14 protein-coding genes, 1 tRNA gene and 1 riboswitch are annotated in these 15,155 nt (G+C 71.2%); of the genes, 6 read left to right on the top strand and 9 right to left on the bottom strand.

The window, feature by feature from the left end:
* Nucleotide 1: 1 nt before the first annotated feature.
* From IEZ11_RS11985 to IEZ11_RS11960, 6 genes are all read right to left on the bottom strand, one after another.
* Nucleotides 2-2,245, bottom strand: a complete 2,244-nt coding sequence (locus IEZ11_RS11985; RefSeq protein ID WP_189262692.1) for an MMPL family transporter — start codon at nucleotides 2,243-2,245, stop codon at nucleotides 2-4.
* A 272-nt stretch (nucleotides 2,246-2,517) separates the two neighbouring features.
* Nucleotides 2,518-3,108, bottom strand: a complete 591-nt coding sequence (locus IEZ11_RS11980; protein WP_189262691.1) for a TetR/AcrR family transcriptional regulator — start codon at nucleotides 3,106-3,108, stop codon at nucleotides 2,518-2,520.
* A 118-nt stretch (nucleotides 3,109-3,226) separates the two neighbouring features.
* Entirely contained in the window at nucleotides 3,227-3,412 is a 186-nt protein-coding gene (locus IEZ11_RS11975) for a hypothetical protein (RefSeq protein WP_189262690.1), read from the bottom strand.
* A complete protein-coding gene (locus IEZ11_RS11970) occupies nucleotides 3,405-4,055 on the bottom strand; it encodes a DsbA family oxidoreductase (RefSeq protein WP_189262689.1) in 651 nt (216 codons plus the stop codon). Before IEZ11_RS11970 ends, IEZ11_RS11975 begins: the two co-directional genes overlap by 8 nt.
* 370 nt (nucleotides 4,056-4,425) lie before the next feature.
* Nucleotides 4,426-5,364: a cyclase family protein gene (locus IEZ11_RS11965; RefSeq protein WP_189262688.1), complete on the bottom strand. Its 939-nt coding sequence runs from the start codon at nucleotides 5,362-5,364 to the stop codon at nucleotides 4,426-4,428.
* 45 nt (nucleotides 5,365-5,409) lie between these two features.
* Nucleotides 5,410-6,147: an SDR family NAD(P)-dependent oxidoreductase gene (locus tag IEZ11_RS11960; protein ID WP_189262687.1), complete on the bottom strand. Its 738-nt coding sequence runs from the start codon at nucleotides 6,145-6,147 to the stop codon at nucleotides 5,410-5,412.
* Nucleotides 6,148-6,267: 120 nt separating this feature from the next.
* Between IEZ11_RS11960 and IEZ11_RS11955 the strand changes: the two genes are divergently transcribed.
* Entirely contained in the window at nucleotides 6,268-6,858 is a 591-nt protein-coding gene (locus tag IEZ11_RS11955; protein WP_189262686.1) for a TetR/AcrR family transcriptional regulator, read from the top strand.
* An 865-nt stretch (nucleotides 6,859-7,723) separates the two neighbouring features.
* Here the strand turns inward: IEZ11_RS11955 and IEZ11_RS11950 are convergent.
* From IEZ11_RS11950 to IEZ11_RS11940, 3 genes are all read right to left on the bottom strand, one after another.
* Nucleotides 7,724-8,326: an O-methyltransferase gene (locus tag IEZ11_RS11950; RefSeq protein ID WP_189262685.1), complete on the bottom strand. Its 603-nt coding sequence runs from the start codon at nucleotides 8,324-8,326 to the stop codon at nucleotides 7,724-7,726.
* 57 nt (nucleotides 8,327-8,383) lie between these two features.
* The gene (locus tag IEZ11_RS11945) at nucleotides 8,384-9,025 is read right to left on the bottom strand and encodes a GTP cyclohydrolase II (protein ID WP_189262684.1); all 642 of its coding nucleotides are present in this window, start codon (nucleotides 9,023-9,025) and stop codon (nucleotides 8,384-8,386) included.
* A 162-nt stretch (nucleotides 9,026-9,187) separates the two neighbouring features.
* Complete coding sequence (locus IEZ11_RS11940; RefSeq protein ID WP_189262683.1) at nucleotides 9,188-9,715, bottom strand: MarR family winged helix-turn-helix transcriptional regulator; 528 nt, start codon at nucleotides 9,713-9,715, stop codon at nucleotides 9,188-9,190.
* 60 nt (nucleotides 9,716-9,775) lie between these two features.
* On the opposite strand from IEZ11_RS11940, the gene IEZ11_RS11935 reads away from it, so the two are divergent.
* From IEZ11_RS11935 to IEZ11_RS11915, 5 genes are all read left to right on the top strand, one after another.
* Nucleotides 9,776-10,906: a dihydrofolate reductase family protein gene (locus IEZ11_RS11935; RefSeq protein ID WP_189262682.1), complete on the top strand. Its 1,131-nt coding sequence runs from the start codon at nucleotides 9,776-9,778 to the stop codon at nucleotides 10,904-10,906.
* A gap of 253 nt (nucleotides 10,907-11,159) precedes the next feature.
* Nucleotides 11,160-11,233, top strand: a tRNA-Met gene (locus IEZ11_RS11930).
* A 191-nt stretch (nucleotides 11,234-11,424) separates the two neighbouring features.
* Entirely contained in the window at nucleotides 11,425-12,558 is a 1,134-nt protein-coding gene (locus IEZ11_RS11925) for a PP2C family protein-serine/threonine phosphatase (protein WP_189262681.1), read from the top strand.
* Nucleotides 12,559-12,826: 268 nt separating this feature from the next.
* A riboswitch (cyclic di-AMP (ydaO/yuaA leader) is annotated at nucleotides 12,827-12,985 on the top strand.
* A gap of 9 nt (nucleotides 12,986-12,994) precedes the next feature.
* Nucleotides 12,995-14,029 (top strand): M23 family metallopeptidase, encoded by a 1,035-nt coding sequence (locus IEZ11_RS11920; protein ID WP_189262680.1) that lies wholly within the window; start codon nucleotides 12,995-12,997, stop codon nucleotides 14,027-14,029.
* A gap of 139 nt (nucleotides 14,030-14,168) precedes the next feature.
* A complete protein-coding gene (locus tag IEZ11_RS11915; protein ID WP_189262679.1) occupies nucleotides 14,169-15,131 on the top strand; it encodes an aldo/keto reductase in 963 nt (320 codons plus the stop codon).
* Nucleotides 15,132-15,155 lie beyond the last annotated feature (24 nt).

Below are 15,155 nucleotides of genomic sequence, written 5' to 3'. Positions count from 1 at the left end.
GTCAGACGCGGACGGGTTGCGGGTGGTCGTCGTTGTCCGGCCCCGAACCCGGGCGTGGGGAGGCCGACTTGGCGAGTCCCTCGCCCTCCACGTCGACGTTCGGGAGGATCCTGTCGAGCCAGGCGGGCAGCCACCAAGCGGACTTGCCGAGCAGGGCCAGGACCGCGGGAACGATGGCCATGCGAACGACGAAGGCGTCGAAGAGGACGGCCACGGCGAGCCCGAAGCCGATCGTCTTGATCATGGCGCCGCTCGCGCCGATGAAGCCGGAGAAGACGGCGATCATGATGACGGCGGCCGCGGTGACCACGCGTCCTCCGTCGCGGAAGCCGGTCAGGACCGCCTGTCCCGGCCCCTCGCCGTGGACGTACGCCTCCCGCATCCGGGTGACCAGGAAGACCTCGTAGTCCATCGCCAGTCCGAAGACGATGCCGACCATGAAGATCGGCATCAGGCTCATGATGGGCCCGGTCTCCGCCACACCGATCGCACTCGCGAGCCAGCCCCACTGGAAGACCGCGACGACCGCGCCGAGGGCGGCGAGGACGGAGAGCAGGAACCCGAGGGCTGCCTTGAGCGGGACCAGGACGGACCGGAAGACGGCCATCAGGAGCAGGAAGGCGAGTCCGACGACCAGGGCCAGGTAGGGGATGAGGGAGTCGTTGACCTTCTGGGAGAAATCGACGTTCACCGCGGTCTGGCCGGTGACCAGCAGCTTCGCCCCGGTGTCCTTCTCGATCGCCGCGCCGGTGTCGCGGATGCGCTCGACCAGCTTCTCGGTGGCCTCGGAGGCCGGCTTGGACGACGGGACGGTGGTGACGATCGCCGTGTTCCCGGCCTGGTTGAAGCGGGCGGGAGCGACGGCGGCCACGTCGTCGAGCTTGCCGATCCTGGAGACCACCTCGCCGACGGCCGTCTTCGAGTCGTCGCTGTGGGCGGTGTCGACCACGACGACGAGGGGGCCGTTGAAGCCGGCGCCGAAGCCCTCGGAGAGCAGGTCGTAGGCGCGGCGCTGGGTGGTGTCGGTGGGCTGGGCGCCGTCGTCGGGCAGACCCAGGGTCATGGACGCCGTCGGGACGGCGATCACACCGAGGCCGACGACGCAGGTCAGCAGGACGGCGACGGGGCGGCGGAGGACGAACCGCGCCCAGCGCACGCCCATCGGGGACTTCGCCGGGGCGTGCGCCTCACCGGGCTGCTTCTCCGTGCCGGGCTTCCTCTTGCCGGACCTCCTCCTGGACAGCACCCGGTCACCGGCGAAGCCGAGCATGGCGGGCACGAGGGTGATGGCGATGATCACCGCGATGGTGACGGATCCGGCGGCGGCCAGCCCCATCTTGGTGAGCATCGGGATGTTGACGACGGCGAGTCCGGCCAGCGCGATGACCACGGTCAGGCCCGCGAAGACCACCGCGGAACCCGCGGTGCCCGTGGCGCGGGCCGCGGCCTCCTGCTTCGGGTGTCCCTCGGCGAGTTCGGAGCGGTAGCGGGAGACGATGAACAACGCGTAGTCGATGCCGACCGCAAGCCCCAGCATCAACGCCAACACCCCTGAGTTGTCGCCCAGTTCGAGGGGCGAGTTCAGCGCGGTGAGGGTCAGGAAGCCGATACCGACGCCGATGAGCGCGGTCAGCAGCGACAGCCCGGCGGCGACCAGGGAGCCGAAGGTGATGACCAGCACGACCGCCGCGACGATCACGCCGATGACCTCGGCGGCCGCACCGTGGGCCGCCACCTTGACGGCGTTCCCGCCGGCCTCCACGGTCAGTCCGGACTCCCGCGCCTGTTCGACGGTGCGGTCGAGCGCGTCGTGGGAGTCGGAGTCCACCTCGGCCGCGGTCACCTTGTAGGTGACAGAGATGTACGCGGTCGAGCCGTCCTTGCTGACGGCCCCGGCGGTGTAGGGATCGACCGCGGAGGCCACCTGGTCGGAGCCGCTCGCGATCTCCTTGGTCACCTTCTGCGCCTCGGCCTTGTTGGCCGGGGTGGTCATGGTCTGCCCCTCGGGGGCCTTGAAGACGATCCGGGCCGTGGCGCCGTCCGAAGTAGAGCCCGGGAAACGCTCGTCGAGCAGGTCGAACGCCTTCTGGGACTCCGCCCCGGGCAGCGTGAAAGGCAGCGCCTTCGTGGCCGGCGCGCTGAGGGCGGCGATGATCGCCGCGCCCAGCAGGGCGAGCCAGGCAAGGAGGACGAGGGGGCGTCGACGGAAACTCGAACGCCCGAGTCTGTACAGGAATGTGGCCATGGTGGTGCTCTCTCGGTCAGGTCGTTGGGATCGCCCGTCAGGGCATGAGGGCGTGCGGGGGTGGCCCGACGACGTGAGCGGCGCGCGTCAGGTGGGGGTGTCGAGGCGTGCGGAGGCACGGGAAGAAAGAGAGGAGCGCCTCGGTCACACGGCCGTCATTGGCCGGAGGGAGGGCGCGAGACGCCGTCGGCGCGGGGAGGCCGAGGGCGGGAAAGGTGCTTGGTGCGCACCGACGGTGGGGGAGGCCGGCGCGTGAAGCCCGCGGGAGCGGGTCAGATGCCGAGGGCGGGGAAGACCAGGGCTTCCATGTGCCCCCTGACATCGCCCTGGGTCATCGGCGTCTCGCTGATCAGCGGACGGGCGATGACGAGGCTGGCCAGCATCGGCGGGACGAGATCCAGTGCGGGGTTGTCCGGGGCGACCTCGCCTCGGTCGACGCCGCGTCGGAGAATGGCGTGGATGTCGTCGAGGATGGGGTCGAGCATCACCTCTCTGAGGGTGCGGCGGAGTTCGGGGTTGGTGTAGATGGCGTGCCCCACGCCCAGTTGCACGGCGGCACTCTGGGCGAGCTCCTTGTTGTCGGAGTGGCCGGCCAGTGCGTACAGGTCACCGCGCAGCGATCCGGTGTCGATCGTGTCGATCTGGACCGGCCTGCGGTACTGCATCGCGGAGGCGACCAGCTGCGGTTTGCCTCCCCAGTCGCGGTAGAGGGTGGCCTTGCTGAACCGCGCCCGGGTGGCCACGGCTTCCATCGAGAGCGCCTCGTATCCGACCTCCTGCAGGAGGTCGAGCACGGCGTCGTAGAGCTGGGCCGCGCGCAGGGGTGTGAAGCGGCTGCGGCGGGCGGTGGACTGCTCGCTCATGGCGCTCCCTTCCCGAGCAAAACGGTGCCGTTCTCTTCGGACGGCATCAGCCTAGCCAGGGCCTCAGAAAACGGCAACGTTTCCTATGTGAGCTGCATCACATCTTATCCGGGGTGGTTCACACGGGAGGGCTGCTCGGGGTGGAGCGGGCGCCGGCTTGCGGGCCGGCGTCCTCGCCCTCGGGCAGCGGGACCTCCGACCCGGCCGCGGTGGTACAGAGGCCGGTCCTGGCATCGCACCAACCGCCGTCCGGGCCGGTCTCGATGAACTCCAGCGGCGACGGGGTGGGGGGAGTGTCAGCCATGGGTGTGCTCCCATGCCCGGTCGATGGCATCGGTGTACTGGGCGAGGCTCGCCGTACCGGATACGGCGAAGCTGTTGCCGAGGACGGTGAAGGGCACACCGCGGGCACCGAGGGCGACGGCGGCCGCGTGGTCGGTCCGCACGGCGTCGGCGTAGCGGTCCGTGGCGAGAACGCAGCGGATCTCGCCGGCCGGGACGCCCAGGTTCACGCCGAGGCGGATCAGGGTGTCGCGCGCGAAGGCGTCGGGGTTGCCGCCGAACAGCTCGTCCTGCATCGCCGCCATGTACGGCCGGCCCACGCCGTGCTCGTTGCCGAGGTGGACCAGGCGGAGCATGTCGAGGGTGTTGCGCACCGGTCGGTCCAGGACGTAGGGCAGGCCGTCGGCGGCGGCCTGCCCGGCCACCTCCCTCTCCATCGCGCGCGCCTGGGCGGGAGTGACCCCGAACTTCCTCACCCGGTACTCCGGGATCCATGAGATCTCGGTGGGGACGTCGGGGTCGAGCTGCCAGGTGTGGATCTTCAGCTCGATGTCGGCCGCGTGCGGGGACCGCGCGACCGCGGTGCTCAGCCGATGCTCGCCGACGTAGCACCAGGGGCAGAGCACGTCCGCCCACACGTCGATCGTCAGCCGGGGGGATGTCATGTCGATGTACTGCCTTCCGTGAACCGGGCGAGGTGTCAACTGCTGTGAACGGCCCCGGGGATGTCCTGTGATCAGCGACATCCCCGGGCCGGCGGGTCAGTTCGCCGCCAGTACGGCGACGGCGTGCAGGGTGTCGAGGTACTCCCGGACGCGGAGGATCTTGTTGTCCCGCACCTGGAGGACGAAGACCGGCCGCTGGTCGTAGACCCTTCCGGCGGCGGAGACGCCGCGGCTCCTTCGGCATGACCCGTCCGACCCGGCCCGGCATCTGGACGTCCGCGGCCGCGGCGAAGCTCTCGAAGTACCGCAGCACCAGAGCGCTGTTGCCGGTCTCTCTCCGCGCTGTGCGTGGTCCGAAGGGCCGCAGTTTCTACTTGAGGGCGATGGGGGTGATGGGGGAGCCGACCGAGCCGGTGATCTTGAGGCCGGGGGCGCACAGGAGGAACTCCCACACGCCGTCCTGGGCGCAGTCGGCGGCGAGGGCCTCGAAGTCCCACATCTCGCCGAGAGTCAGGCCCATGTCCCGGATCGCGACCTGGTGGAAGGGGGCGTAGGTGCCTTCGACCGGCGAGGGGTAGACCTCGACGGCCCAGTTGTCCACGGCTACGGCGGCGACCTCGACGTCGTACAGCCAGCGCAGGGTGTCCAGGCCGAGGCCGGCCTCGTGCTCGCCCATGTAGTGGTCACGGTCCCCCTCGGCGAACCACCGGTGCCAGCCGGTGCGGACGCAGAGGATGTCACCGGACTCCACGTGTACGCCCTGGCGCTCCTCGGCCGCCGACAGGTCGGCCGCGGTGACCTCGTAGGAGTCCTCCAGGCGGTCGACGCCCTTGAGTGCGGCGATGTCCAGGAGCACCCCGCGAGAGATCGGGCGGCCGGCCACCTTGTCGAAGGAGTCCTTGGAGGCGCCGGTGAAGTTGTTCACCGCGGCGGCCGGCACGTTGTTGTAGAAGTGGCCGCCGTATCCCATGTGGGCGAGGCCGTCCCACTGGGTGGCCGCCTGCAGGCTCATGACCACCAGGTCGTCGGTGCCGAACATGCCGTCGGGGGCGCCGGCGCTGTCCGAGGGCACCAGGGTCATCAGGTGCTGGGGGTTGTCCCGGAAGGTGTTCGGGCCGGCCGGGCCCTCCTTGCCGAACGACATGCCCAGGTCGAAGGTCTTCCCGGTCCTGACCAGCCGGGCCGAGGCGACCCGCTTTTCGGGCGTGATGAGGTTCAGGGTGCCGATCTCGTCGTCGTCGCCCCACCGTCCCCAGTTGCTCAGTTCCCTGCCGAGTGCGTGATGCGGCCATGTCGTGGTGTCGCTCATGGGTTTCTCCTCAAGAAGGCTTTGAAGCCGGATCGTTGGTGGTGGTCAGATCTGGGTGTGGCCGCCGTCGACGACGAGGTCGGAGCCGGTGGTGTAGCGGTTGTCGTCGGCGGCGAGGAACAGCACGGCCGCGGCGATCTCCTCGGGCCGGCCCAGGCGCCGCAGGGGGACCATGGACGCGAGGGCGGCGCGCAGCGCGTCCGGGTCGTCCTGCGTGTCGAGGGCGGGTGTGTCGATCGGTCCTGGACTGACCGTGTTCACCCGGATCCCGCGGTCCTTCAGCTCACTCGCCCAGGTGCGGGCGAAAGAGCGGATGGCGGCCTTGGTGGCGCTGTAGACGGTGCGCTCCGCCGCGCCGTTCAAATGCCCGGCGGACGCCATCAGGACGACGGAGCCGTTGTCGCTGAGCAACGGCAGCGCCTTCTGCACGGTGAAGAACGTGCCTCGGGCGTTCACGGAGAAGATCCGGTCGAAGTGCTCCGGCGTGGCCTGGGCCAGGGTGGCCTGCTCGCCGCGGCCGGCGTTGGCGACGACGACGTCGACGCCTCCCCGCTCCTCCTTGACCTGCTGCCAGAGCCGGTCGAGATCCTCCAGGCGGGAGATGTCGACCTGTATGGCTGTGACGTCACCGCCGATCCTGGCCTGGGCCTCGACCAGTTCCTCCGCGTCGAGGCCGGTGATGTACACGTGGGCGCCCTCGGCGACGAACGTCCGGGCGGTCGCCAGGCCGATCCCGCTGCTTCCGCCGGTGATGACCGCGGTCTTGCCCGTCAGCTTGCCCATGGGGACCACTCACCCTTTCATGTAGTGATTGCTAAAGCGGTCGGTCGCTACACTGTAACGACCACTAAAGGAATCGGGCAACCGGCACCCTGCCGGAGCCGGATGAGAGAGGAGAGGGGCATGCCCAGAGGCGGCAAGCGCGCCTTCGACGAGGAGGCCGCACTGGACGTGGCGCTGGAACTGTTCTGGCGCCAGGGCTACGAGGCCACCTCGATCGCCGACCTGACTCAGGCGATGGACATCCGGCCGCCGAGCCTCTACGCGGCCTTCGGCAACAAGAGGCAGCTCTTCGAGAAGGTCCTGGACCGCTATGCCCAGGCGCGCTCGCCGCTGTCCCGCGAGGCGCTGGCGCAACCCACGGCGCGTGCGGTGGCACTGCGGCTGCTCACGGGCCTGGTCGAGGCGTACACCACACCGGGCAAGCCCCGCGGCTGCCTGACCGTGCAGGCGGGACTCGCCTCCGGCGAAGACGGCCGCGCGATCGTCGACCTGCTCACCGCGGCCCGCAACGACTACCGGCAGGCCGTCCAGGACCGCTTCGAGAAGGCCGTGGCGGACGGAGACCTGTCGGCTGACACCGACTGCAAGGCCCTGGCCCGCTTCCTCATGGCCACCGCCGAGGGCCTCGCCGTCAACGCGGCCTCCGACGCGCCCCGCGAGGAACTGCTGGCCGCCGCGATACTGGCCGCACAGGTGGTACCCGCCCCTTGAATGCGGGCTTTGCCCACGCGTCTACCGCGGGGCCCGTCATGGGCCAAGGTCAGGGGCGGGGCGGGCGGCAGGCGAGTGCGTCGAGGAGACGGCGCCCGAGGCCGAGCTCGCGGCCGGACGTTGCCGAGGCGTGCCTGTACGACGTGAACGTGCCGTCACCACGCCGTTTATCGGACGGCGGCGACAGAGCAGCGACAGCTACCTCGTGCAGGGGTGGAAGGTGGAGGACGCCGAGCGTCTCGGGCAGATGCACATCCCCGGCCACGAGTCGGTGGTGGAGATCCCCGGCGCACACCGCGTGGGCGATGGCACGCCTGGCACGACATCCGGATGAACGCGCGTACGCGATGCGGCACCTTGATGGTGAGCAGCCTCCCCCGGACCGTCTCTGACAAGGCACAACGTGGCGCTCTCTGGTCTCGGCCGGCTGCTGCTGCTTTTCCGCCGACGATCAACGAGCGGTGTCTGGCGGACGTGGACGCATCTGCCGCAGACTGACTCCAGAAGGCGGCGCCGACGTCGAAAGCACTGCTCAGCCGACCTTTTTGCGTGAGCGATGCGTGAGCGGACGAGATGGCACCGGCTGTCAGGGACCGGACCGAAGGTCACGCGGACCCTGTCCTGACCAGGCGGATCCGGAAACCGAAGCAGCGTCAGGAACCACCCGGCAAGATCCAGCCAGGACTTTTCATCCATTGGTTGTGGGTTCGAGTCCCACACGGCCTACGGGTGGTGGGCGGGGGATCTGGCCCCTGACCTGCTGTGCAGCGCCTGGTCCGACTTCGGTCGGGTCGGGCGCTGCCTCGTTGCGGGGGCCGTGCGGCCTCTGGATCCGGGGCCCCGACCTCGGCGCCGGCCTGGAGGGTTACGCCGGCCGGCCCGCGCGCACCCGGACGCCGGTCAGTACCCCGTCGCCCACCTCGTGCAGGGCGACGGCGAACTCCTGCTCGGCAGTGAGGAGTTCGCGGAGCGCGGCCACCTGCTCCCGGTGGCTCACCGCGTTGTCGACGGCCAGCACGCCGTACGGCGTCAGGACGCGCCGCAGCCGCGGCCAGTAGTCGGTGTACGCGGGCCGTTCCGCGTCGAGGACGATCAGGTCCAAGGAGGCGTCGGGGGCCCCGGCGAGCACATCGGCGCCGTCGCCGTGGACGACGTCCGCATGGGCCGCGACCCCCGCGCGTGCCAGGTTGGCCCGCGCGGCCGTGACCCGGTCGGCGTCGAGCTCCACGGTCGTCAGCCGCCCGCCCGTGTCGCGGACGGCGTCGGCGAACCAGATCGCCGAGTAGCCGTTGGAGGTGCCGATCTCCAGGACGGACGTGGCGCGCCGGGCCCGGATCAGGGTCGCGATCAGCCGGGCCGCGTCCGGGGTCATGTTGCGCAGCCTCAGCAGCCGGTCGGCCAGTGGGCCGTCGTGCGCCCGGCCCTCCCGGTGGAGGTCGTCGAGAACACGCGTCAGCCGGTCGTCCACGGTGGCTCCCCCTCGTCGGTGTGCCTGTCGTCGCCAGTACACCGCACCGGGCGCCGCTCAGCCCGCGCTGCGCTCCGTCAACTCGGCCAGCGGCAGCGTGTGCTGGGTGTGCAGGACCTTCGCCCGCAGGTAGCGGACGTTGTGGGCGGTGCTGAAGACGCCGGTCGGGACGCGGTCCCGGACGGTGACGCCGAGGCCGCGCAACTGCTCGGCCTTGTCGGGGTTGTTGGAGAGCAGGTCGAGGTCGGTGATGCCGAGGGCGGCCAGCATCTGGGCGGCGGCGGTGTAGTCGCGGGCGTCCTCGGGGAGGCCGAGGGCGGCGTTCGCCTCGTAGGTGTCCAGGCCCTGGTCCTGGAGGGCGTAGGCGTCGAGCTTGTTGTAGAGGCCGATGCCGCGGCCCTCCTGGCGCAGGTAGAGCAGGACGCCACCGCGGTCGGCGATGCGCTCGACGGCCTCGCGCAGCTGGGGTCCGCAGTCGCAGCGGGCCGAGCCGAAGACGTCGCCGGTCAGGCACTCGGAGTGCAGGCGCACCAGCGGGAGGGTGCCGGGGGCCGGCTCGCCGAGGACGACGGCGACGTGCTCCTGCCCGTCGGCCAGTCCGTGGAACGTGACGAGCTCGGTGTCGACGCTGTAACCGTCGTTGAAACGCAGCGGGACCCGGACGCGGGCGCGCTGGGTGGCGGCGGGGAAGTCGGTCATCGGGTTCTCCAGTGGGACGTCGCGGGTACCTGCTTCAGATTTGAAGCAGATCCACGGCTGGAACCCTACCCCATGCTTTAAATTTGAAGCAACAGATTTCCGTACGGTTCCGTGAAATCGAGTGCACGGCCGGGAGGGGCGGGAGAGGCGGGAGGGCCGGGTTCAGGATCCGGAACAGGGGGACGACGACCGGCGCCGCCACGGCAGCTTGTCCGACGGCGGGTGCGGGGCCGACTCGTCACCCTCCAGCGCCCGCGTGATCACGGAGCTGATCTCCTCCAGCTGCTCCACCTGCTCGTCGGAGAGATGGTCGAAGACCGCCGCCCGTACCGTCTCCACGTGCCCCGGCGCGGTGCGCTCCAGCACCGCCATGCCCTCGTCCGTCAGGATCGCGAAGCTGCTCCGCTTGTCCCACTGGCAGTCCTCGCGCCGGATCAGCCCGTCCTTCTCCAGCCGCGTCACGGCGTACGTCAGCCGGCTCCGGGTGATCTTCGCCTTCTGGGCGAGATCGGTCATGCGCAGCTTGCGCTCCGGCTCCTCGGAGAGGTTGGCGAGGATGCCGTAGTACAGGTGCGGCATGCCGGCGTCCTGCTGGAGCTGCCGGTCGATCGCGTCCTCCAGGAGGTTCGTCGCCGCCATGTAGGCGCGCCAGGCGCGCTGCTCCTTCGGGGTGAGCCAGCGAGTCGTCATGCGACCAGTGTAGGTTTGTTTCAAACTTTAACCAAGCGTCCGTGTCAGGGAGCGCAGTCGATGCCGTACCCCCACGTCCTGCTGTCCGCCGCCGTCTCCCTCGACGGCTACCTCGACGACACCGGCCCCGACCGGCTCCTGCTCTCGTCCCCCGCCGACTTCGACCGCGTCGACGAGGTACGGGCCTCCGTCGACGCCATCCTGGTCGGCGCCGGCACCATCCGCGCGGACAACCCCCGGCTCCTGGTCAACTCCCCGGAGCGGCGCGCGGCCCGGGTCGCCGCCGGCCGGCCCGAGTACCCCCTCAAGGTCACGGTCACCGCGACCGGCGACCTCGACCCGGACGCGAAGTTCTGGCACACCGGCGGCGAGAAGACCGTGTACACGACGGACGAGGGCGCACGGCGGGCCCGTGCCCTCGGGATCGCCGCCGATGTGGTCCCCCTCGGCGCCGGCCTCGGCTGGCGGCCGCTCCTCGCTCACCTGTACGACGTCCGGGGGGTGCGGCGCCTGATGGTCGAGGGCGGCGGCACCGTCCACACCCAGCTGCTCCAGCAGGGCCTCGCCGACGAGCTCCAGCTGGTCCTGGCCCCGCTCTTCGTCGGCGACCCGAAGGCACCGCGCCTGTTCGGGCCGGGCGGGTACCAGGCCGGGCGGCTCCGGCTCCTGGACACCCGCCGTATCGAGGACGTCGTCCTCATGCGCTACGAGCCCACGGCCCCCGGCACCGGCGGGTCGGCGGCCGCCGCGGACCGGCACTGGCTGCGGCTCGCCTGCGAACTGGCGGCCCACTGTCCGCCCTCCCGGACCGCGTTCAGCGTGGGCGCGGTGGTGGTCGCGGCCGACGGCACGGAGCTGGCCCGCGGCCACTCCCGGGAGGCCGGCGACCCCGTGGTGCACGCGGAGGAGGCGGCGCTGGCCAAGATCCCCCCGGCCGACCCCAGGCTGGCCACGGCCACGGTCTACACCAGCCTCGAACCCTGCACCCACCGCGCCTCCCGCCCGCACCCGTGCGCCGAGCTGATCCTCCGGGCCGGGGTACGGCGGGTGGTGACGGCATGGCGCGAGCCGGACACGTTCGTGACGGCGGCCGACGGGACGGGGACGCTGCGGGAGGCGGGGGTGGAGGTGCTGGTGCTGGGCGAGTACGAGGCGCAGGCGAAGGCGCCGAACGGGCATCTCCTCGGCTGACCCTGCGGTGGGTGGCGGGGAGGGCGGCGGGGACGGGTGTGCGGGTGCGGGTGCGTCGTGGTTGCCCGCGCAGTTCCCCGCACCCCTTCAGGGGCGCCACTGCAACGAGCCACGAAGGGGCGCGGGGAACTGCGCGACCAGCCCCCGCCGGCCGTCAGCCGGACAGCCGCCGCTCCTCCCCTCCCCTCCGGCGTCCGCCGGAAGTAACCCGTGTGACTTCTGCTCTTCGGATGACGTATGCTGGTTTCACCGACGCGGGGTGGAGCAGCTCGGTAGCTCGCTGGGCTCATAACCCAGAGGTCGCAGGTTCAAATCCTGTCCCCGCTACTGAAACCCAGGGCCGGAATCCAAGTTCGAGGATTCCGGCCCTGAGTCGTATCCAGGCACGGGTTCCGGTACGTGTTCCTCGTCACACACGTCCGCACTCATCCGCCCGGCCCACACCATTCGCCCCACCCGCTCACAGCCGCAAACCTGGACGGACAGGCATCGAACACATGGGACATCAGGGGGGTCGCGTGCTGGGCCGTGGAGAGACGGAGCTGCGCGGCCCGGCGTCCGCCCGCACGTCCGCCCGCACGTCCGTCCGTACGCTCTCCCGGGCCCTCGCCCGCTCCCTGCCCGCGCTGCTGATCGGCGCGGGTGTCTGCTACGACGTCCTGACCCCCCGGTTCTTCACCGCGGTCCCCTTCTTCACGGCCGCCCCGCTGATCGCCGCGCCGCTCTCCGCCCTGCGCACCACCGTCCTCACGGGCCTGGCCGCGCTCCTCGCCACCTACGCCGTGCACGCGCGGTTCGCCGTGCTCCCGGACGCCGACGCCGTCACCGAGATCGTCACCGTGGTCACCGTCGCCGTCCTGGCCGCGGGCATCAACCGGATCGTCCGCATCGGCGACCAGCGTCTGGCCTCCGCCCGTGAGATCGCCGAGGCCGCCCAGCGGGCCGTCCTGCCCGAGCCCGCCGAGCGGATCGGCGGCTTCGAGATCGCGGCCCGCTACGAGGCGGCCCAGGAGGGCACCTTCATCGGCGGCGACCTGTACGCCGTCCAGGACACCCCGTACGGCGTGCGGCTGGTCGTCGGCGACGTCCGCGGCAAGGGCATGGGCGCGGTCGCCGCCGTCGCCGTGGTCATCGGCGCGTTCCGGGAGGCCGCCGAGCAGGAGGCCACGCTGGAGGCGGTCGCCGGGCGGCTGGAGCGGGCGCTGGCGCGCGAGGGCGTCCGGCGCGGCGGGATCGACGCCCACGAGGGGTTCACCACCGCCGTACTCGCCGAGCTCCCGCACGGCGACGGCACGCTCCGGGTCGTCAACCGCGGTCATCCGCCGCCGCTGCTGCTGCACGGTGACGGCGAGGTGCGCCCGGTGCGGGCGCCGGAGTCCGCGCTACCGCTCGGGATGGGCGAGCTGGGCACGTGGCCCGACCGGGCGGCCGAGCACGCCTTCCCGAGCGGGGCCACGCTGCTGCTGCACACCGACGGCCTCTCCGAGGCACGGGACGCGCACGGCCGGTTCTACGACCCCGAGCGGCGGCTGACCGGCCGGACCGCCGCCGCCCCCGGCACGCTGCTCGCCCGGCTCGCGGCCGAGGTGCGCCGGCACACCGGCGGCGGCATGACGGACGACATGGCGCTGCTCGCCGTACGACGGCCCTGAGCGCCGACCCCGCGCCCGGTCACACTCGGTGTCCGGGCGGCCGCCCTGTGCATCACAACTGAGTCACCATCAAAACCTGTGTGACTCCTGATGACTCCCGAGCTGAGCAGCGAGCACCGCCAACTCGACCGTTTTTGACCGTTAGTGGCCGGTAAGTCCAAGCTTTGAAAGCTTAATGATCAAGACGAACGGCTTGGAATCTCATAGCCACGTCTATTAACGTTCGATAACGCAGCGCGGTCGTCCCAGCCGTCACCCGAGATGGCTCCGTGCGCACGCGCCGAATCCCGCAAGGGAACCGGGGAACCACCACCTTGGGGTGAATCGCACGGCTACCGCCGGGTAGGAAACGGCCGGTATACGCGCGTAGGAGACCTTCCCGCTCCGAACCCGTCAGCTAACCCGGTAGGCGGCGGAAGGAAAGGAGTGCGCCCGCGTGGCGTCCAACCCGCCTGCTCCGACAGCCCCGTTCGTGCCCAGCCAGCGTCAGCCCGACACCTTCGGCTACGGCAGTTACCGCTCCGACGAGGGCCCTTGGGAGGAGTGGAACCCCACCGAGGAGTCCCTCTCCTCACGCGGCCGGCACCGGGTCGCCAAGCAGCGCGGCGGCGGGCTCGCCCGCAGCTCCACGGTTCTCGGCGTCGGCGTCATCGCCGCCGTCGGCGCGGGCGGCATGGCCAGCGCCAACACCGGCAAGCCGCCGGTCTCCATCTCGCTGCCCGACCTGCCGACCTCCGTCAGCTCCCTGCTCGGCGAGGGCACCGGCCACCAGGCCACCCAGACCGCGCTCAGCAGCGTCACCACGACGACCGCCACCGACGCGGACTCCTCGTCCTCCGACGCCGGTGAGGCGCTGCGCAGCCGGATCATCGCGCAGGCCGCGCAGCAGCGGAGCCAGCTCGACACCAAGGCCAGTGCCAAGGCCGTCGCCGCCGCCGACAAGGCGGTCGCCGACGCCGAGGCCAAGGCGGAGCAGGCGGCCGCCGCCAAGGCCGCCGACGCCAAGGACAAGGCCGAGGCCTCCGCGAAGCAGAAGGCCGAGCAGGCCCGGCTCGCCGCGCTGGCCAAGCAGTACACGCTGCCCGTCGTCTCATACACGATCACCGGCACCTTCGGCCAGGCCGGCTCCATGTGGTCCTCCGGCTACCACACCGGCCTCGACTTCGCCGCGCCCACCGGCACGCTGATCAAGGCCGTGCACAGCGGCACGGTCACCGAGGCGGGCTGGGCCGGCTCCTACGGCTACCGCACGATCATCACCCTCGACGACGGCACCGAGCTGTGGTTCTGCCACCAGTCCTCGATCGGCGTCAAGGTCGGCCAGAAGGTCTCCACCGGTGACGTCATCGGCCGTGTGGGCGCCACCGGCAACGTCACCGGCCCGCACCTCCACCTGGAGGTCCACCCGGGCGGCCAGGCCACCGCCATCGACCCCATGACCTGGCTGCGCGGCAAGGGCCTCAACCCCTGACCGGTGCCACGGCGACCGTGTTCCCCGGCGGCCCTGACGACTCTCCCCGCCCGGGGACTGTCGGGGCCGCCGCTCCGTTTTACGAGAACTTCGTGTTGCGTCGGCATGGGGCGCCCGGCGACGCGTGTTGAAGTGAGGCATGACTGCTTCTTCCGCTTCCCCTTCCCTGCACAAGCTCGGCTCCTCCGACCTGGAGGTCTTCCCGCTCGCCCTCGGCGGCAACGTCTTCGGCTGGACCGCCGACGAGGCGACCTCCTTCGCCGTCCTCGACGCCTACGCCGCCGCGGGCGGCAACTTCGTGGACACCGCCGACTCGTACTCGGCGTGGATCGACGGCCACCAGGGCGGCGAGTCCGAGACGATCATCGGCAAGTGGGTCAGGGCGCGCGGCAACCGCGACGACGTCGTCATCGCGACGAAGGTCAGCCAGCACCCCGGGTACCCGGGGCTGTCCGCCGCCAACATCAAGGCCGCGGCGGAGGCCTCCCTGCGCCGCCTCGACACCGACCACATCGACCTCTACTACACGCACTTCGACAAGCCCGAGATCCCGGTCGAGGAGATCATCGGCGCGCTGGACGAGCTGGTGCGGGCGGGCAAGGTCCGGCACATCGCCGCGTCCAACATCACCGCCGAACGCCTCCAGGAGTCCCTCGACTTCTCCGACCGTGAGGGCCTCGCCCGGTACGTCGCCCTCCAGCCCCACTACAACCTGGTCTCCCGGGACACCTACGAGGGCTCCCTCCAGGACCTGGCCTCCCGCACCGGGCTCGCGGCCGTCCCCTACTTCGCCCTGGCGGCCGGCTTCCTCACCGGCAAGTACCGTCCCGGTACGACGGTCGACAGCCCGCGGGCGGGCCGCGCCGCCCAGTACCTGGAGTCGGCCCGCGGCCAGAAGGTCCTCACCGCGCTCGACGAGATCGCCGAGACCCACTCCGTCGCCGTCCCCACGGTCGCCCTGGCCTGGCTGGCGGCCCAGCCCACCGTCACGTCCCCGATCGCCTCGGCCCGCACCCTCGAACAACTCCCGCCGCTGCTTGCCGTGGCCGACCTGCAGCTGACAGACCAGGAACTGTCCCGCCTCACCACGGCCTCCGCCTGACGCCCCGCCGGCCGGCGCCCGCCG

It is taken from the genome of Streptomyces fuscichromogenes (assembly GCF_014645815.1).
GTDB lineage: Bacteria > Actinomycetota > Actinomycetes > Streptomycetales > Streptomycetaceae > Streptomyces > Streptomyces fuscichromogenes.
Note: the sequence above shows the minus strand (reverse complement) of the source record. Positions and strands in the feature narration are given on the sequence as shown.